At 41.0% G+C, this 17,026-nt stretch carries 13 protein-coding genes; 8 read left to right on the forward strand and 5 right to left on the reverse strand.

Features of this window, described 5'->3' with window-relative positions; translation table 11 throughout:
* Positions 1–3 precede the first annotated feature (3 nt).
* Genes glmU through H7844_07770 form a run of 3 tightly spaced genes read right to left on the reverse strand, consistent with a single transcriptional unit; the run spans position 4 to position 3,278 of the window.
* Positions 4–1,389 carry a bifunctional UDP-N-acetylglucosamine diphosphorylase/glucosamine-1-phosphate N-acetyltransferase GlmU gene (gene glmU, locus H7844_07760; GenBank protein ID MEO5357177.1) on the reverse strand — a complete coding sequence of 462 codons (1,386 nt, stop codon included), beginning with the start codon at positions 1,387–1,389 and terminating at the stop codon, positions 4–6.
* Between the two features lie 50 nt (positions 1,390–1,439).
* On the reverse strand, positions 1,440–2,498 hold the full coding sequence (locus tag H7844_07765) for a trypsin-like peptidase domain-containing protein (protein ID MEO5357178.1): 1,059 nt from the start codon (positions 2,496–2,498) through the stop codon (positions 1,440–1,442).
* A gap of 27 nt (positions 2,499–2,525) precedes the next feature.
* Complete coding sequence (locus tag H7844_07770) at positions 2,526–3,278, reverse strand: YebC/PmpR family DNA-binding transcriptional regulator (GenBank protein MEO5357179.1); 753 nt, start codon at positions 3,276–3,278, stop codon at positions 2,526–2,528.
* A gap of 1,011 nt (positions 3,279–4,289) precedes the next feature.
* On the opposite strand from H7844_07770, the gene H7844_07775 reads away from it, so the two are divergent.
* The 6 genes from H7844_07775 (at position 4,290) to H7844_07800 (ending at position 12,281) form a co-directional block, all read left to right on the forward strand.
* Positions 4,290–5,036, forward strand: a complete 747-nt coding sequence (locus tag H7844_07775) for a methyl-accepting chemotaxis protein (protein ID MEO5357180.1) — start codon at positions 4,290–4,292, stop codon at positions 5,034–5,036.
* Positions 5,037–5,076: 40 nt separating this feature from the next.
* Positions 5,077–5,442, forward strand: coding sequence for a response regulator (locus H7844_07780; protein MEO5357181.1), 366 nt, complete (start codon positions 5,077–5,079; stop codon positions 5,440–5,442).
* Positions 5,443–5,483: 41 nt separating this feature from the next.
* Positions 5,484–5,750, forward strand: coding sequence for an STAS domain-containing protein (locus H7844_07785; GenBank protein ID MEO5357182.1), 267 nt, complete (start codon positions 5,484–5,486; stop codon positions 5,748–5,750).
* A 15-nt stretch (positions 5,751–5,765) separates the two neighbouring features.
* Positions 5,766–7,925 carry a chemotaxis protein CheA gene (locus tag H7844_07790; GenBank protein MEO5357183.1) on the forward strand — a complete coding sequence of 720 codons (2,160 nt, stop codon included), beginning with the start codon at positions 5,766–5,768 and terminating at the stop codon, positions 7,923–7,925.
* 64 nt (positions 7,926–7,989) lie between these two features.
* The gene (locus tag H7844_07795) at positions 7,990–10,080 is read left to right on the forward strand and encodes a methyl-accepting chemotaxis protein (protein ID MEO5357184.1); all 2,091 of its coding nucleotides are present in this window, start codon (positions 7,990–7,992) and stop codon (positions 10,078–10,080) included.
* Positions 10,081–10,208: 128 nt separating this feature from the next.
* Entirely contained in the window at positions 10,209–12,281 is a 2,073-nt protein-coding gene (locus tag H7844_07800; GenBank protein MEO5357185.1) for a hypothetical protein, read from the forward strand.
* A 43-nt stretch (positions 12,282–12,324) separates the two neighbouring features.
* On the opposite strand, the gene H7844_07805 is transcribed toward H7844_07800, so the two are convergent.
* Positions 12,325–12,873 (reverse strand): FHA domain-containing protein, encoded by a 549-nt coding sequence (locus tag H7844_07805; protein MEO5357186.1) that lies wholly within the window; start codon positions 12,871–12,873, stop codon positions 12,325–12,327.
* Positions 12,874–13,025: 152 nt separating this feature from the next.
* On the opposite strand from H7844_07805, the gene H7844_07810 reads away from it, so the two are divergent.
* Both H7844_07810 and H7844_07815 read left to right on the forward strand, forming a co-directional pair.
* Positions 13,026–13,286, forward strand: coding sequence for a hypothetical protein (locus H7844_07810; GenBank protein MEO5357187.1), 261 nt, complete (start codon positions 13,026–13,028; stop codon positions 13,284–13,286).
* A gap of 167 nt (positions 13,287–13,453) precedes the next feature.
* Positions 13,454–16,570, forward strand: coding sequence for an EAL domain-containing protein (locus H7844_07815; GenBank protein MEO5357188.1), 3,117 nt, complete (start codon positions 13,454–13,456; stop codon positions 16,568–16,570).
* A gap of 8 nt (positions 16,571–16,578) precedes the next feature.
* On the opposite strand, the gene H7844_07820 is transcribed toward H7844_07815, so the two are convergent.
* Complete coding sequence (locus H7844_07820; GenBank protein ID MEO5357189.1) at positions 16,579–17,025, reverse strand: hypothetical protein; 447 nt, start codon at positions 17,023–17,025, stop codon at positions 16,579–16,581.
* Position 17,026 lies beyond the last annotated feature (1 nt).

Genomic DNA, 17,026 nt, shown 5'->3' on the forward strand with positions numbered 1-17,026 from the left:
GGATTATTCCCCTTTAGCCGGGCGCTTTTTTAACGTCCAGCCGGCAATGTGTTGCTGTTTACTACGGGCTACGGCAAGGGTATCCTCAGGCACATCTTTTGTTATTGTGGAACCGGCCCCTACCGTGGCATTTTTATTAATTGTCACAGGGGCTACAAGCTGTGTGCCGCTTCCTATGAAAACTCCGTCTTTGATGACCGTTTTGTGCTTGTTTTTACCGTCATAGTTACACGTTATCGTCCCTGCCCCAATGTTTATATCCGTACCAAGCTCAGAGTCCCCGATGTAGGTCAGATGTGAGGCTTTGGAGTTATAGCCGATTTGGGAGTTTTTTATCTCCACAAAATTCCCAATCTTACCCTTTGGGCCTATCACTGAGCCGGGCCTTATATGGGCAAACGGCCCTATGGCGGAGTCTGTGAGAATTTTTGACTTTTCCACCACAGTTGAGTCTTTAATTACAACTCCATCTTCCAGTACCGTGTCGAGAAGCCTTACATTTGGATAAATCGTACAGTTTGAGCCTATGTGAGTATCCCCCTCAATCACCACATTTGGATAAACAACAGTGTCTTTTCCTATTGTAACACCGGGGGAGATAAACACCGAATCAATATCCATAAGCGTAACTCCGTTTCCCATCCAAAGTTCCGCTATATCTCTTTGCATAACCCTCTGTGCCGTTAAAAGTTCCTGCCTTGAGTTTATTCCTAAAAACTCCTTTTCGTTATCGGCTTTAAAAGCGGCTGTCTTAAGCTTTTCCTTTATGGATAATTCCACTATGTCGGTTAAATAATACTCACCGTTTTTTTCATTTTTCCCGATTTTTTCAAGAAGCGGCATAACAGCTGAACTAATAACATAAAATCCGCTGTTTACCTCGGTAATGCTTTTAACCTCTTCTGAGGCGTCGTTGTGCTCAACAATCCGGCTGATTTCGTTATCCACCATGCTTCTTACAATACGCCCGTATGCTGCCGGCACTGAGGCATCAAAGGTAACAACTGTAAGATCATTTCCTTTATTTACATGGAATTTTATAACATTTTCTAAAGTTTTACTTTTAATAAGTGGAGTGTCTCCGGTAACAACCACTATCAGGTCATATGAGTCATTAATACTATTAACTGCTGCCTTAAGGGCATCTGCCGTACCAAGTGGTTCTTTTTGATAAACAAACTCCACTGAACCGTCTTTTGCAATGTCTTTAATTCCCTCCGTGTGGTGCGATATTACAACAACGGTTTTCTCAACATTGGACGTTTCAGACAAACAATCCATCGAGTAGCTAATCATGGGTTTACCTAAAATCCTGTGCAGCACTTTCGGCTGAGAAGAATTCATCCTCTTTCCCAGCCCGGCCGCCAAAATTACACCGCAGATTTTCATGTTTTCAACTTCTTTCCTTCTGAATTTTTGTATCGTATTTTTCAGGCATATTATTGTCTTAACTCAACACGCATCTTAAGCTCGATGATTTTAGTGTCTCTAAGGAGCTTGATGATTACAAAATCATCAGGTTTTTTAGTGGAAAGCATTTTCATTATATCTTGCATATAAGCAACCTTAACACCGTTTACCTCAAGTATTACATCACCTCCGAGATAAACAGATGTGCCACTTATATTTACCGGTCTGTTACCGCCCCTGATACCTGCCTTATAAGCAGGGCCTCCGATAACAACCTCTGAAACCAAAATACCCCTGTTTACCGGCAGTCCGACGGCTTTGGAGAGATTTTCCCAAAGTGGCAAACCCACTATCCCCATCCATGGCCTTCTTGTTCTGCCGTACTTTATTAAGTCCGGGATAAGGCCCTTAGCAGTGTTTATCGGTATGGCAAAACCTATTCCGATATTTCCGCCTGAGGGCGTAAATATAGCCGAGTTTATACCTATCATTTTTCCCTCGGTATCGAGAAGCGGGCCGCCGGAGTTTCCAGGATTTATAGGCGTATCTGTCTGTATGACGTCCTCTATGACCCGGCCATGTTCTGTAGTGAGCGGCCTGCCGGTTGCGCTGATTATGCCGGCGGTAAGTGTGGAGTTTAGTCCAAAAGGATTACCTATAGCAAAAACCCGCTGCCCCGGCTGCAAGCCCTCGGAGTTTCCAAATTCAAGTGCCTTAAAGGTAGTGGGAGTTTCAGTTAGGATTTTTATTATAGCCAGGTCGCTGTCTGCGTCGGCACCGATAAACTTAGCCTTAAATTTTTTACCGTCATTCATGACAATGGTAATGTCCGAGGTGTCTTCAACAACGTGGTAATTGGTAACAACGTAACCGTCCTGGGATATTATTGAGCCGGAACCGGAGCCTTTTTGCGGATAAACGGAAAAGAAATCTCTCATTAATGTTGTTGTGGTTATATTTACAACAGAGGGACTGGCATTTTTGAAGACGGAAATATTTATTTCTTCCTCAGGGGTAAGCTTTGCCCCTGTTGCAATACCATGAGTTAAAACAAGTACAAGAAATATAATAAGCCTTTTAATTGTCATGTGCAGGCTGTAGAGCAGTCATAATTCTCAGGAAGCATCAGCAAGAAAGCCCTCCGGCATGTCGAAGTTGGCGTAAATATTCTGAACGTCCTCAAGCTCATCAAGGGCATCCATAAGCCTTAGCAGTTGCCCTGCTGTAGCGGAATCCACGGAAACATAATTGCCGGGAACCATGGTAATATCTGAAGAGGAGACAACAATACCGGCGGAGATAACAGCACTTTTCACTGTCTCCACAGAGTCGGGAGCAGTTATTATCTCGTAGCTTTCGTCTTCCGGCTCATTTTTCATGTCCTCAGCCCCGGACTCCAGCGCTATTGTCATCAGCTGCTCTTCAGAGGCTGCCTTTTTGTCAACAACTATAGTACCCTTTTTTGAAAACATCCAGGAAACACATCCTGTTTCACCGAGATTGCCGCCGCTTTTAGTGAGAAGTCTTCTGATTTCCGCCACAGTCCTGTTTCTGTTGTCAGTCATTGCCTCAATAAGGAGAGCTACTCCCGCAGGACCGTATCCCTCATACATTATCTCCTCATACATAGTACCAGGCAGCTCACCTGTACCCTTCTGTACTGCTCTTTTTATATTATCATAGGGCATATTCTCTTCTTTAGCTTTTTCAATAGCACCGCGAAGGCGGGCATTACCGTCGGGGTCACCACCGCCTATTCTTGCCGCCACAGTTATCTCCTTTACAATTTTGGAAAAAACCTTTCCTCTTTTAGAATCCGTTGTTGCTTTTTTTCTTTTTATCTGAGCCCATTTAGAATGCCCTGCCATCATACCCCCGGTTATATATATCTATCAATATCTATCAAAGCACACCTCACATTATAATATAAGCTGCACTAAAAATTCATTATTTTTTTTCGTTTGGTTAATTAAAATAAAAATATTGGTTTCTGCTTTGAACTTGGCTACTATTTTAACCAATTGGGCTATCTTTCATGTTTCTATCATAAGTATCTCTGGCAAAAAGTTTTTGTCATCTTCTGACTGCAGCTTGGTATTAGTATGATAGTAGTTTGCTAAGAGCGATATATCACTCTAAAAAAATATGCTTTTCAGTAGTAGAAATGATATACTGAGGATAGTAAGTAAAACATTGTTTTTATAACTGTACGGGTGTATTAATAAATTTAAAAAGTATGGGGCGGAAATAGACTAATGTTAGTTACCGTTGTTTAAAATATTAAGAGCAGGGGAGCTGTTATTTTGGTTAATGATGATAAACAGACTGTTTTAAGTGCCAATCTGAATGTTTTCAGAAGGTATTTTTTGATTATACTTGTTACTGTTGTGATAGTGACTTTTATTATTACGTACTATCTGGGGCCTACATTTTCCGAATATGCCTGCAAGGCTTTGAGTATAGGCAAAACGGCGTCGGAATCCATCTTTTACACAGCCTGGTTGTTTCTTATTTTTGTTCTGATTTTTTTTGTAAGTAGTTATACTTTAAAGGCGGCCTCTAAAAGAGTACTGAAGAGGATGGAAAAGGAAACAGACAAAATTGACCACTGTTATAAGTTATTGATAGCTAAATTGAGCAGCTATTTTATCTCACAGCGACAATTAACTAGACTTACGAACGCTCAGATGGAAGACATCATAAAATCAACGGATTCTGCATCTTTTGAGATAATTGCCCATCTTAAATCTATAGACGAGTCAATATCAGAGATGCTTCAGACCCTTGCAAGGCTAAAAAGCGAGTCTGAGGAACTATCCGACGCATCCCGCACTACAATAGAGGAAAACGAAAAAACCCTCTCCACCGTACATGATTACATGACACATCGCCTTGAGGAGGCAGATAAGGACTTTGAGCTGGGCAAAGAGCTTACGGGGAAATCTAACCACATGTCCGGTCTGATAAAGCTCCTTAAAGACATCAGCGACCAGACAAACCTTCTTGCATTAAATGCAGCAATAGAGGCGGCACGTGCCGGTGAGATGGGAAGAGGGTTTGCCGTTGTTGCCGATGAGGTAAGAAAACTTTCACAAAAATCTCATGAATCCACTGCTGAGATAGGAACTGCAATAATGGACGTTGCAAAGATTATTGAGCATAGGTTTCAGGCGGAAATAAATAAACAAGTACATGAAGCAGAGCACGATCTGTTGGTAAGCTTTGTAAAAAGCCTTGATGCCATAGGGGAGAGTTACAAAAAACTCAGCAACCTTAATGACGATATAATCGGTCAGGTAGGCGGAGTTAGCAAGGTGGTGGAAATGAAAATCCTGGAGGCATTAAGCAACATCCAGTTTCAGGACATCACCCGCCAGCAGATTGAACAAATGATGAAAGGAAACGACACTATGGATAATTATATAGGCAAACTGGAGGAAATGTTAAAAACCCCATATGAGCTTTATGATAAGTTTTTTGCCGAATTTAATATTGACGATATGGTAAAGGATTATGTGATGAAAAAACAACGTGACATTCATCATGAGGTAATTCACAGTCCAAAAAAGACACATAAAAAGGAAGCTGCCTCTCAGAGCCATGAAGAGGAGGTAACGTTTTTTTAAAAAACTATGATGATAATGCTTGATAAATAACGGGGGAGATATGGGAAAGACAGTTATGCTAATTGATGATTCTGCAACCTTACGGGAGATAGTAAGTACCACTTTGAAAAAAGCAGGGTATAACGTAATAGAGGCAAAAGACGGTAAGGACGCACTAAGTAAACTAGCCGGTAAAATCCATTTAATGATCTGTGATGTCAATATGCCTAACATGGACGGAATCGCCTTTCTTAAAGAAATAAAAAAGAATGCTACTTATAAGTTCACTCCAATAATAATGTTAACGACTGAGTCTCAAGAAACCAAAAAACAGGAAGGCAAAGAGGCCGGCGCAAAGGCATGGATTGTAAAACCATTTAAGCCTGAAGTTTTACTTTCCGCCATAGAAAAACTTATATTGCCTTAAAAAAAAGTTTAACATGTGAGGAGCAAGCAGGAGGGTGTATTATGCCTTTATCATTAGAGGGTGAACTGTCTGTTGGAAGGGCTAACGAACTAAAGGAATTGTTTATAGATTATATAAAAACCACAAAAGAGGCAGAGCTCGATCTTTCCAACATATCAGAAATAGACACGGCAGGGTTTCAATTACTGGCCGCACTTAAGAATGAAAGTGACAGGATGGGGAAAAATTTTAGGATTCTCTCTCTCAGCCCCTCAGTAGAGTGTCTATTTGATTTATATAACGTCAGAGGCTTTTTTACGGAATCCTGAGAAAAGAATAAACTTATGGGACTGGATGCAGCAAGTAAAGCCTTCTTAGAAGAGGCAACGGAAATCCTTCAGGTAACGGAAGAGCAGTTACTGTCTTTAGAGGAACTTCCAGGGGATAAAGAGACCATAAACGCCCTTTTCAGAGGTGCTCACACGATTAAGGGCGGAGCCGGTATGATTGGTCTGACCGACATAGAGCGTTTTACCCATAAGGTGGAAAGCGTCCTTGAACGGTTAAGAAACGATAAAATAAAAACAGACTCCGTACTTATCAATTTACTTCTCAGAAGCCGCGACTATATCAACGAATTATTAAAGAGAACCTTAAAAGACAATAAACCTATGACTGAGGAGTTGATGAAGACGGAGCAGGAACTCCTTGACAGTCTCTCAGTATATCTTGACGATATAAAAACAGTTATAGCAACCGGGCAGGAGGCCCCGGACACAGCAACAGCGCAAACCGAACCGGCTATCTGGCATATATCTCTCAGATTCAATAAAAATCTCCTGCGAGACGCCATGGATCCACTTTCGCTCATCAATTACCTTGGCAAAATGGGTGAAATCATCAACATGACAACAATAACACAAGGCATCCCCCCTTTAGCGGAAATGGACCCCGAGGAATGTTTTACTGGTTTTGAATTGGATATAAAAACGGATAAAAACCAAAATGAAATAGCTGGTGTGTTTGAGTTTTATACAGAAGATAACGATATCAAAATAGTTCCGCCTCACAGCAAAGTAGAAACGTATATCAGTCTGATAAATAGTTTACCGGAAGATTCATGGATGCTTGGTGAGGTTCTTATAAAAAGCGGGCTTTTAACAGAGGAGGATTTAAATAAGGCTCTCAGGATACAAAGCGAGGGCGCCATGAATCCCAATAAGGGAAAGCCTCGTATTGGAGAGGTGTTGGTAGATAGCGGCGCAGTGGAGCAGAAAGTTGTTGATGTTGCACTGAATAAACAGCAAAAGGTCAGAGAATCAATTGCCACAACAGGCACTGTATCCACAGCATCTGCAACGATAAGAGTAGATGCCGATAAGCTCGATTTACTGATAAATCTGGTAGGTGAACTGGTTGTGGCCAATGGCGGAATCAGACAGCGCTCACTTGCAGTGGGTGATGGTCCGCTGATGAAAACCTCCTCGTTTATGACAAAACTTGTAAATGATATCAGAGACATGTCTATGAAGATGCGCATGATTCCCATAGGAAGCTCATTTAACCGTTTTCACCGCCTTGTAAGAGATATAAGCAAAGAGCTTGGTAAAGAGATAGAACTTGTAATAACCGGCGGCGATACGGAGCTGGATAAGACCGTAATAGAAAAGATAAGCGATCCTCTGACTCATATAGTGCGAAACTCAGTTGACCACGGCATAGAAACTATAGAGCAACGTATAAAAAACGGCAAACCCCCCAAAGGCACAATCAAGCTTAACGCCTGTTACGAGGCCGGTACAATTGTAATTGAAATAACAGATGACGGTAAAGGTCTTAACAAACAACGTATAGTTGAAAAGGCCATAGCTGCCGGCCTGATCGACACCAATAGAAATCTGCCCGATAAGGAGATATTCAACCTGATTTTTGAACCTGGTTTTTCCACAGCGGAAAGCGTATCAAAACTATCAGGGCGCGGCGTTGGCATGGATGTGGTAAAGAGAAACATTGAGGCTTTAAGAGGCTCGGTCTATATAGAGAGCGAGGAAGGTAAAGGAACGGCGATTAGAATAAACCTTCCGCTTACGCTTTCAATAATTGATGGTTTTATGGTAGGGGTCGGAGGTAAACAGTATGTAATTCCTCTGGATATGGTAGTTAAATGTTATACTGTTGATGGAAAAAATTACTCAATGCTCAAAAAAAAGGGTTATTTCGATTTTCAGGGCAAAGTGATACCTTTTATTTCAATGTGTGAAATGTTTGGACTCGATGATTCCAAATGCAGCTTTATCGTAATCGTAACTCATGGAGGGCTTAAAGCGGCTATAGGTGTAGATGAACTCTTTGGCGATATGCAAGCTGTAATAAAATCCCTGGGTAAGCTTTATAAAGATGCAAAGGGTTTTTCCGGCGCCACTATTTTGGGGGACGGCTCTGTTGCCCTCATACTGGACATTCAGGGAATATTCAAGCTGCTTGAGTCCGAAGCACGTGTTTAAGCATAGCTTGCTTTATGCAAGTTGTTTATAAATTTGACGTTTAAAGAATTTTTGGGAGGGTATTATGAACTTTCTAAAGAACCTTAGGGTTAAATCAAAACTGATAAGCGGTTTCTTTATTGTGACATTAATTACAGTTGCTATTTCTGTAATAGCTATAATCAACATGCAAAAAATGGAAAAGAATGACGTTAGAATGTATGAGAAAATTACGGTTCCATTAGCGCTCGCAGCCGAAATCAACGACAAGTTTGGAAGCGCAAGGACAAATACGATGTCTTTAGTGTATCACGAAAAACTTGAGGATAAAAAGAAGTATTTAGAAAGAATTAGTGAGAGAAAAAAGGGGCTGGACAATTTACTGCCTGAATTAGAAAAAACTCTGGAAGGTGACGGTGATAAGAAATTTTTTAAAGAATATACGGAAGGAATGAATACATTTTTAAAAACCATATTTGATATTGCTGAAATTTCAATGTCAGGAAAGCATGAAGAAGCTGTTACTAAGTTGCAAAACGAAGGTCAGCAAACAGCGCGTGCTATCCAGGATATTATAAACAAGCAAACCAGTCATAATATAAAAGAAGCTAAGAATACCGCTGATAATAATAAAAAATTTGCTACTCAAACCACTCAAATGCTTATAATCTTAACGATAATATCGTTTGTTATCTCCATGCTGTTGGGGATTTTTATTGCAGGCGGCGTAACCAGGCCATTAGGCGGCGAACCTGCCGAGATGTCAGCTATAGCTTTAAAAATTGCATCAGGAGACCTCAGCATAGATATCGCCACAGGAAGTAACAGGAATAATCTGCTTGGCTCTATGCTTTCAATGCTTGAAATTCTGAAGGGGATATTTGCCGAAATAGATAAACTTATAAATTCGGTAAAAAACGGCAATTTGTCAACAAGGGGGGAGTCGGGAAAATATCAGGGTGGATGGCAGCAGTTAATTGATGGATTAAATAGTTTGGTAGAAGCTTTTGTTAAGCCAATAAATGTAACATCCGGGTATGTGGAAAGAATCAGCATAGGGGACATTCCGCCCAAAATAAGTGACGAATATCGTGGCGATTTCAATAAAATAAAAAATAATTTGAACGTTTTGATTGACGCAGAAAACGAAATAACCGATATAACCGAGGAGCTATCGGGGGGCAATCTAATGGTGAAGGTAGCGGAGCGCTCTGAAAAAGACAGGCTGATGCAGTCTCTTTCATCCATGGTAAGCAGATTAACCGAGGTAGTGCAGGAGGTGCAGAGGGCCTCTGAACAGGTTGCATCAGGCAGCCACGAGTTAAGCGCAACAACGCAGGAGTTATCGCAAGGGGCAACTGAACAGGCAGCCTCTGTGCAGGAGATATCCTCATCCATGGAACAGATGGCCGCAAATATCAAGGCCAATGCCGATAATGCACAGCAAACGGAAAAGATGGCTGCTAAGTCCGCAGGTAATGCTAAAGACAGTGGTGATTCAGTAGCGATGACGGCAAAGGCAATGAAAGAGATAGCAGAAAAGATAACAATAATCGAGGAGATAGCAAGACAGACCAACCTGCTGGCTCTTAATGCGGCCATAGAGGCGGCGCGAGCCGGTGAGCACGGCAAAGGGTTTGCTGTTGTTGCCTCAGAGGTAAGAGAGCTTGCCGGCAGAAGTCAGGCGGCAGCCGGTGAAATCAATAATCTCGTAAAGTCAAGCGTAGATATTTCGGCAAAAGCCGGTGAGATGTTAAACGCGTTGGTTCCAGACATTCAAAAAACATCCGAGCTGGTTCATGAGATAAGTGCCTCTTCAAATGAACAGGCAACCGGGGCCGAACAGGTTAACCTGGCCATCCAGCAATTGGATAAGGTTATTCAACAGAACGCATCGTCAGCTGAGGAGATGTCCTCAACTGCGGAGCAACTGTCGGCACAGGCCGAGTTGCTTCAAACCTCTGTTGGATTTTTCAAAACTGATGACGTAGAGATTAGACGCCAAAGGCCGATACCTGCTCAGAGAAAATCCAGACCTCAACAGGGTGCTGCTGCAAAGCCAAAAGCTATAGAGCACGAACCCGGACGAAGGGGTACAATGTCACATGTTAAACCGTTTATAGACATTGGCTCATATTCAACAGAACAGGATAATAAGGACTTTGAAAAGTATTGATACTTGAGTAGGAAAAGGTAAAAATCATCCTTTTCACGCTCAGACATTTTAACCCATAATACTAAGTTGCATTTTGACAACCGCTACCGGTAAAATATGTACAATATTGCAACCAGGGGGCTTTATATATGAAAATACATAGCACAGTGGTGTTTCTTACTTTTCTCATAGCCGTCTCAGCGGTGACTTTAACGGCAGCCTCTGACAGCGACAATACATCAAAAGGTGTTACCGTCAGACAGAGTGTCCCATTTTCAAAGACAACTCTCAGTGAAATGGAAAAGGACAATAAAAAACTCTCACCAACCGAAACACAACATGAGGTGATACCCCGCAGAACACTTCCACCTCCGGTTAAAATAGACGACCACAGCACAGAGACGCCTCAGGACGATGAGCTTAAAAACATCTTTCAGGAAAATGGTTCTTCAATAACTCCGGTTAATAAGCTCCCGACACTTGGCAGCAATTTCACCGCTATGAGCGGCAGTAACTACCATCCTCCCGATACCATGGGAGCTGCCGGCCCCGGTTATCTGGTTAGTGTCGTAAACGGGGGATTTGCAATTTATACTAAATCCACCGGTGCTTTGTACAAACAAATCACCTTAAGTTCTTTTTGGTCGTCTCTGGGCTCTGCCGCAACATATACCTTTGACCCTAAAATCTTGTATGACCAGTTTGATAAGAGATTTATCATCACCTCCGCAAGCGGCACCTCATCACCAAACTCTTATGTCCTTATCGGGGTGTCGGCAACCAGCGACCCAACCGGCACATGGTATTTGTGGTCAATAGATGTAGATAAGGACAGTGGCTCCACCCAAACCAACAACTGGGGTGACTATCCACAAGTGGGCATTGATCAAAACTACGTTTACATCACAGTTAACATGTATAATACAACCAATAATTTTCAAAACATTAAGGTGCTGGCAATAGCAAAAACACAGCTTTCAGCCTCAAACTCAACTATAACATGGACAGAGCTCGTAAAACCCACAGGAACGTCTTCAGTCACAACACCGTGTCACGTCTTTGGCACCTCACAGTCTCATTATTTTCTGGGAGAGGGCTATTATTCCTCAACAAGTACTTATTTTAAGGTCTATAGCCTGAGTATGTCAGGAAGTACCGGTACGTGGAGCGACAAGGGTTACTTAAAAGTTCAGAACAAATACACTCCGTCATCATCACTGCCCTCCGCCTCCCAGTCCGGATCCTCGATAGGGCTTGACACCGGCGATACGCGTATTTTGAGTTCCGTATGCCGCAATGGTTACATCTGGGCCTCTCACACGGTAGCAGACTCCACAAATACAAGAACCGAGGCGGCATGGTACCAGATAGATCCGTCAAAGGCCGCCGCGTCATCCATCTCAGCCGGCTCCACCGTGTCTGAGGGAAGGGTTAAGGACTCATCGCTTTCATACTTCTACCCCTCCATAGCGGTTAACACCAACAATGATGTTGCTCTTGGCTTTAGCGGCTCATCAAGCTCCATCTACGGCAGCGCCTACTACACAGCTCGCAGTTCCACCGACACGGCAGGCACCATGCAAACTGTATCACTGCTTAAAGCAGGGCTTGCCGCCTATAGTTATACCACATCTACAAGCCGGTGGGGAGACTACAGTGCCACATTTCTTGACCCAACCGATGAGTCCTTCTGGACTATTCAGGAGTACGCCGTAGGCGGTAAAACATGGGGAACATGGTGGGGAAATTTTACACTCTTATCATCCACCACTACAGCACTATCCACAGTTAAGTACTATATTCCTTATTTACACACTAATACCAATAACGTAGTGTACTGCATAGCCTCAAACAGCTCCTCCGATAACTCAACCGGCTACTTTAAAGTGACATCTAATGATAATGGTACCCTGACAGGAAAGTTTAACTCTTTTTCCACTGTATTTACTGCCGGTACTACAAACATGCTGACATTTTCAGGGCAGACAGTCTATACAGGTTCAGGCTCTGATAAAATTGACTTATCTTCAGATACAGGCACATCGGCAGCATATGGCGGCACGCTCAAGTTTGACTCAACCGGCACTTCCCTCAATTGCAAAAATCTCACAATGGGATGTTTTCAGGGTACCACTACTCCAAAGAGAAACCTTGCCGGTTTTATATGTGAGGACAACAGCACGGTAGGAGCAGGAGGGCTAAACATTGTTACCGGTTTTTAATTAATCCGCTCCAGTTGTATAAGAGGTGGCACCGGTAAAATAATTATGCTTCTTTGCCGGCTCTGCTGTAGAGCCTTTTGTAAAAAACCATCTGAAATGCCACATCTCCTATAAACAGCAGGTATCCGTCTTTAAGTAGTGTTGGGCCGTATATTCTCTTATTGTTTACAAACACTCCGTTTGTTGAATTATTATCCACTATAAGAATCTCTCCTTTGTGGCATATGATTGCACAATGCTCTTTTGATACTGTGGAGTCATGAAGAACTATAGAATTTCCAGATATTCTCCCAATTGTATTTTTGCCTTCAAATAACTGGTAATCACGGTCATTATTTGTGCTGCTAATGCCTACAATCCAGCCGTACAGAGGGTGTGGGGTGCCGCCAACCAATGATGACTTATCTGTGAGGGTAACGTAGTTTGTGATGTCTGTGAGACTTTTTGTTGTAAGAAGAGAGTCATAGCTGTTTTTCTGCACTTCTGATGCTGAAGCACTTTCTTTCTGAGTACTGCTGTCACCTTTTTGGCTGTAGTACTGATATATCTTTGTCTCGTCTCTATTAAACGGCTTTTTCTTTTCCTCTCCCATAAAATATTATTTTACAGATAATGATAGTATTTAGCAAGTTTACGAATTGACTTAAATTTACTTTTGAGGTATTTTAAATGTGGTGATATATTATGGAGAGAGCATTATGAGTAGCTATAAGAAATTGTTTGCCCTGCTGTATTAGCGCTCTGATGAGCATATTTGAGATAATAATGTTAATTTGTTTTGGCTCGGCATGGCCGTGTTCAATTTATAAATCATGTAAATCAGGGAAAAATGAAGGCAAAAGTATCCACTTTTTAATTATCGTTTTTTTAGGGTATTTGTCGGGGTTTACTCATAAAGTGCTTTATTGCTTTGACTATGTCAGCTATCTATATGTTTTAAATGGTTCAATGGTACTTATAGATATTTTATTATACATTAGAAATGGCCGCCGCACCACGGCTTAAAATAATTATTTTACATAACGATAGAAAATTATTGTAAATTGTATTAAAAAAGCTGCAAAATAGCACCTATACTAAGTTGCCTTCAGCATTGGCAAATTATACAAAGAATAAATATTTATTAAGTTGTATGTATGTAATAACAATAAAAAAAGGCAAAGGGAGTAAAAGTGGAACCGGTAGAGCAGTTTTTTGGAAACAATATGGATTATGTGTATCTTGTTTATGGATTTGCCTTTATATTTACGGGCATTTCGATAGCTGTACTAACAAAAACTGAAGGGCAGTTTAAGCCGGCAAGATTCATCTGGTTATTGTCCTCATTTGCATTTCTTCATGGTATAAACGAGTGGCTTGATATGATGTCATTTATACACCCATCTCATAAATTACTAAAGACACTGAGTTTTATTTTTTTGGTTTCATCATTTTGCTTTTTGTTTGAGTTCAGCAGAAGAACTTTGAGAATCTGTGAAAATGAAACGATGAAAAGAATTTCTCAGTACTTGCAATGGTGGTTAATGCCGGTGCTAACAACAATTATATTTATTATATCGTATTATTCAGAAAATGCGCTGCAAACAGGACAGATATTGTCACGATATTTTTTAGCGCTGCCGGGCTCTATTGCCACTGCAATCGGCTTGAAGTTGTACAGTACAGAAACAGACTTAATAGAAAAGTCAAAAGCAGATAGGTACTTTTTCCTTGCTGTAACATTTTTTATAGCATATGGTTTTTTTGCAGGATTTGTTGTTCCAAAAGGCAATTTCTTTCCTTCAAATGTAATTAATACAGATAGTTTCATATCATTTATTAAAGTACCGGTACAGGTTTTGCGGGCAATCTCAGCCTTGTTTATTGCTTTTTCTGTAATTGGTATGATAAAGCTGTTTAATTATGAAGCGAGGACAAAGTTACAAGAGATAATAGAGCAATTACATATACAACAAAAGGAAATCAGTCAAAAAGCAAAAGTCCGGGAGGTGATTAATTCGATTCTGAATATCTCATTGCTGCCGGTTTCACTACAGGAGCAGTTAAACAAAATCTTAACTTTATTAATGTCAGTGTCATGGATTTCACTTAACTCAAAAGGATGTATCTATATATGCGAGGATAGTTCTGAAACCATCAAGATATCGGCACATTATAATTTCGACAGTGAGCAATTAGATACATGTTCTGATTTGCCTTTTGGCAAATGTCTATGCGGATTAGCGGCATTAAAAAGAGAGGTTGTTTTTTCATCTGACACTGATGATGAAAAACACACAATCCGATATTCAGATATGCACCCACACGGTCATTACTGTGTGCCCATACTTTCAAATGACAGATTACTGGGGGTAATCAATGTCTATGTAGATGAGGGGTATGAACGAACCTTTGAGGATGAGGATTTTTTAAGAAGCGTTGCCAGCACGATAGCCGGAATAATTTTACGCAAGGAAACTGAAGAGAAAATAGCTCAAAACTATTTGATTCAGGATGTCATAAACACTATAATGAAACTTTCAATACAAACACTTACTTTAGAGGAATATCTTGAGAGCATACTTGAACTAATAAGCACAGTTCCGTGGCTGTCCCCTAAAAAAACAGGATGTATTTTTTTGATAGAAGATAACCCTGATGAGTTGATAATGATGACTCACAGAGGCATCTCTTTTCAGTTATTAAAAAAGTGCAGCCGTGTAACTATGGGCAGCTGTCTGTGTGGGCGCGCCGCAGCCACCGGCAAGATAGTGTTTGCATCTTCTATAGATGACCGCCATGAAGTCAGTTATGACGGGATGTCAGATCATGGGCATTATTGTATTCCTGTCAAGTCAAAGGAAAAGGTAATTGGAGTAATCAACCTGTATGTAGAGCATGGACATGTACGCACTTCATTGGAAGAGAATTTTTTAGTGTCTGTTGCCAACACGTTATCCGGCATAATAGAGCGTAAACGGATGGAAGAAAAATTAGAGTATATGGCCAACTATGACACTCTGACCGGGCTTCCCAACAGGGTGTTGTTTTTTGACAGGTTACGCCAGGAGATAAAAAGTACAGTCCGTTACGGACACTTATTGGGCGTCTTGTACATTGATATAGATAATTTTAAAGATATTAATGACTCTATGGGACACGATGTCGGAGACTTATTGCTGCAAGCAGTCGCATCAAGGCTGGGTAGATGTGTGCGCAACGCCGATACTGTATCCCGTGTCAGTGGTGATGAGTTTACTGTAATTTTACCAAACATAAAAAGCGGCTTAGATGCAGAGATAATTACAAAAAAAGCATTGTCATGTTTAAGTGAGCCGTATGAAGTCAACAATAACATTTACAACATCACAGCAAGTGCAGGTATGAGTATTTACCCGACGGATGCCGGCAATGCAGAGGAGTTGTTAAAACATGCAGATACCGCCATGTATTATTCCAAAAAATCAATGAAGAGCACCGGCACAATGTTTAACAAGGAAATGGATGAATCCATAAACAAACGGTTAAAGCTGGAAAAAGAGCTGCGTTTGGCGCTTCAGCGCGGTGAATTAGTAGTGCATTACCAGCCTCAGATAGAGCTGAGCAGTGGAAAAATTGTAGGGGCTGAGGCGTTGGTACGCTGGCAACATCCGGAGATGGGCTTACTGTACCCCGATAAATTCATATCGTTGGCGGAAGATACAGGAATAATAATGGCACTTGGTGAACAGGTACTTTCCGAGAGTTGTAAACAAAATATAATCTGGCAAAAAATGAACCTGCCGCCTGTTGTTGTTGCTGTAAATGTGTCAACCACTCAGGTGTCAAGACACTATGACCTTGCCGGTGTGGTATTTCAGATATTAAACAAAACACATATGGCTCCGGCTAACCTTGAACTGGAGCTTACCGAGAGTTTTTGTATGCAAAACGTGGATACAACGATTTCAATGTTACGCAGGTTTAACTCTAGAGGTGTTAATGTTGCTATAGATGATTTCGGCACAGGTTACTCATCCTTAAGTTATCTAAAACACCTTCCGTTTAAAAAACTAAAAATTGATAAGTCATTTATTAAGGAACTAGTAATCAATCAGGATGATTTGACGATTGTTAAGACAATTATCGACATGTCGCACAATCTCAGATTACGGGTAATAGCCGAGGGTGTGGAAACACTTGAGCAATTAGAAGTTTTACGTTCACTTGGATGTGATGAGGTACAGGGGTATCTTTTTAGTAAAGCCGTACCGCCCGATGAGTTTTCTGTATTGTTAAAGAAAGAAGAGTTTTTTTGTAATATAATTTGACAGTTATATTATTTTCCCGGTGAAACATACCTTATGATTGTTCTTCTGACGTTTAAAGCTATTGCATACACAACGCCTGTGATAAAGAGAGGTATGGAGAGCAAGTTCTCACTGAGGCTCATTTCCTCCTTTGACATATCATGTGACTTGCCTATATCATTAACCATTTTTTGGTGTGATTGTCCTGCACTCTCCGAACCGCTTTGAGCCGGAGAGCCGGTTATGGTTTTAATGTTTGTATAGATTCCATTAAAATAATTTATTGTTAGTTTAGTTAAAAAGATGCGCTTAACATTTAAGTCATGTTTTAGAATCTTAAAAGCACCGGCGCTTAAGCCATTGCTTGTTAATTCAAAGAACATCTGCAATGGGCACAGATAGCTCTCAAGTGCTTTCTCTATAGCCGCAGTGCCGGTAAGCGATTTGTATAAAGATATTATAGAATTTCTTAGCAAA

The sequence above is a fragment of the Nitrospirae bacterium YQR-1 genome (assembly GCA_039908095.1).
In the GTDB taxonomy this organism is placed as follows: Bacteria; Nitrospirota; Thermodesulfovibrionia; order Thermodesulfovibrionales; family Magnetobacteriaceae; genus Magnetomonas.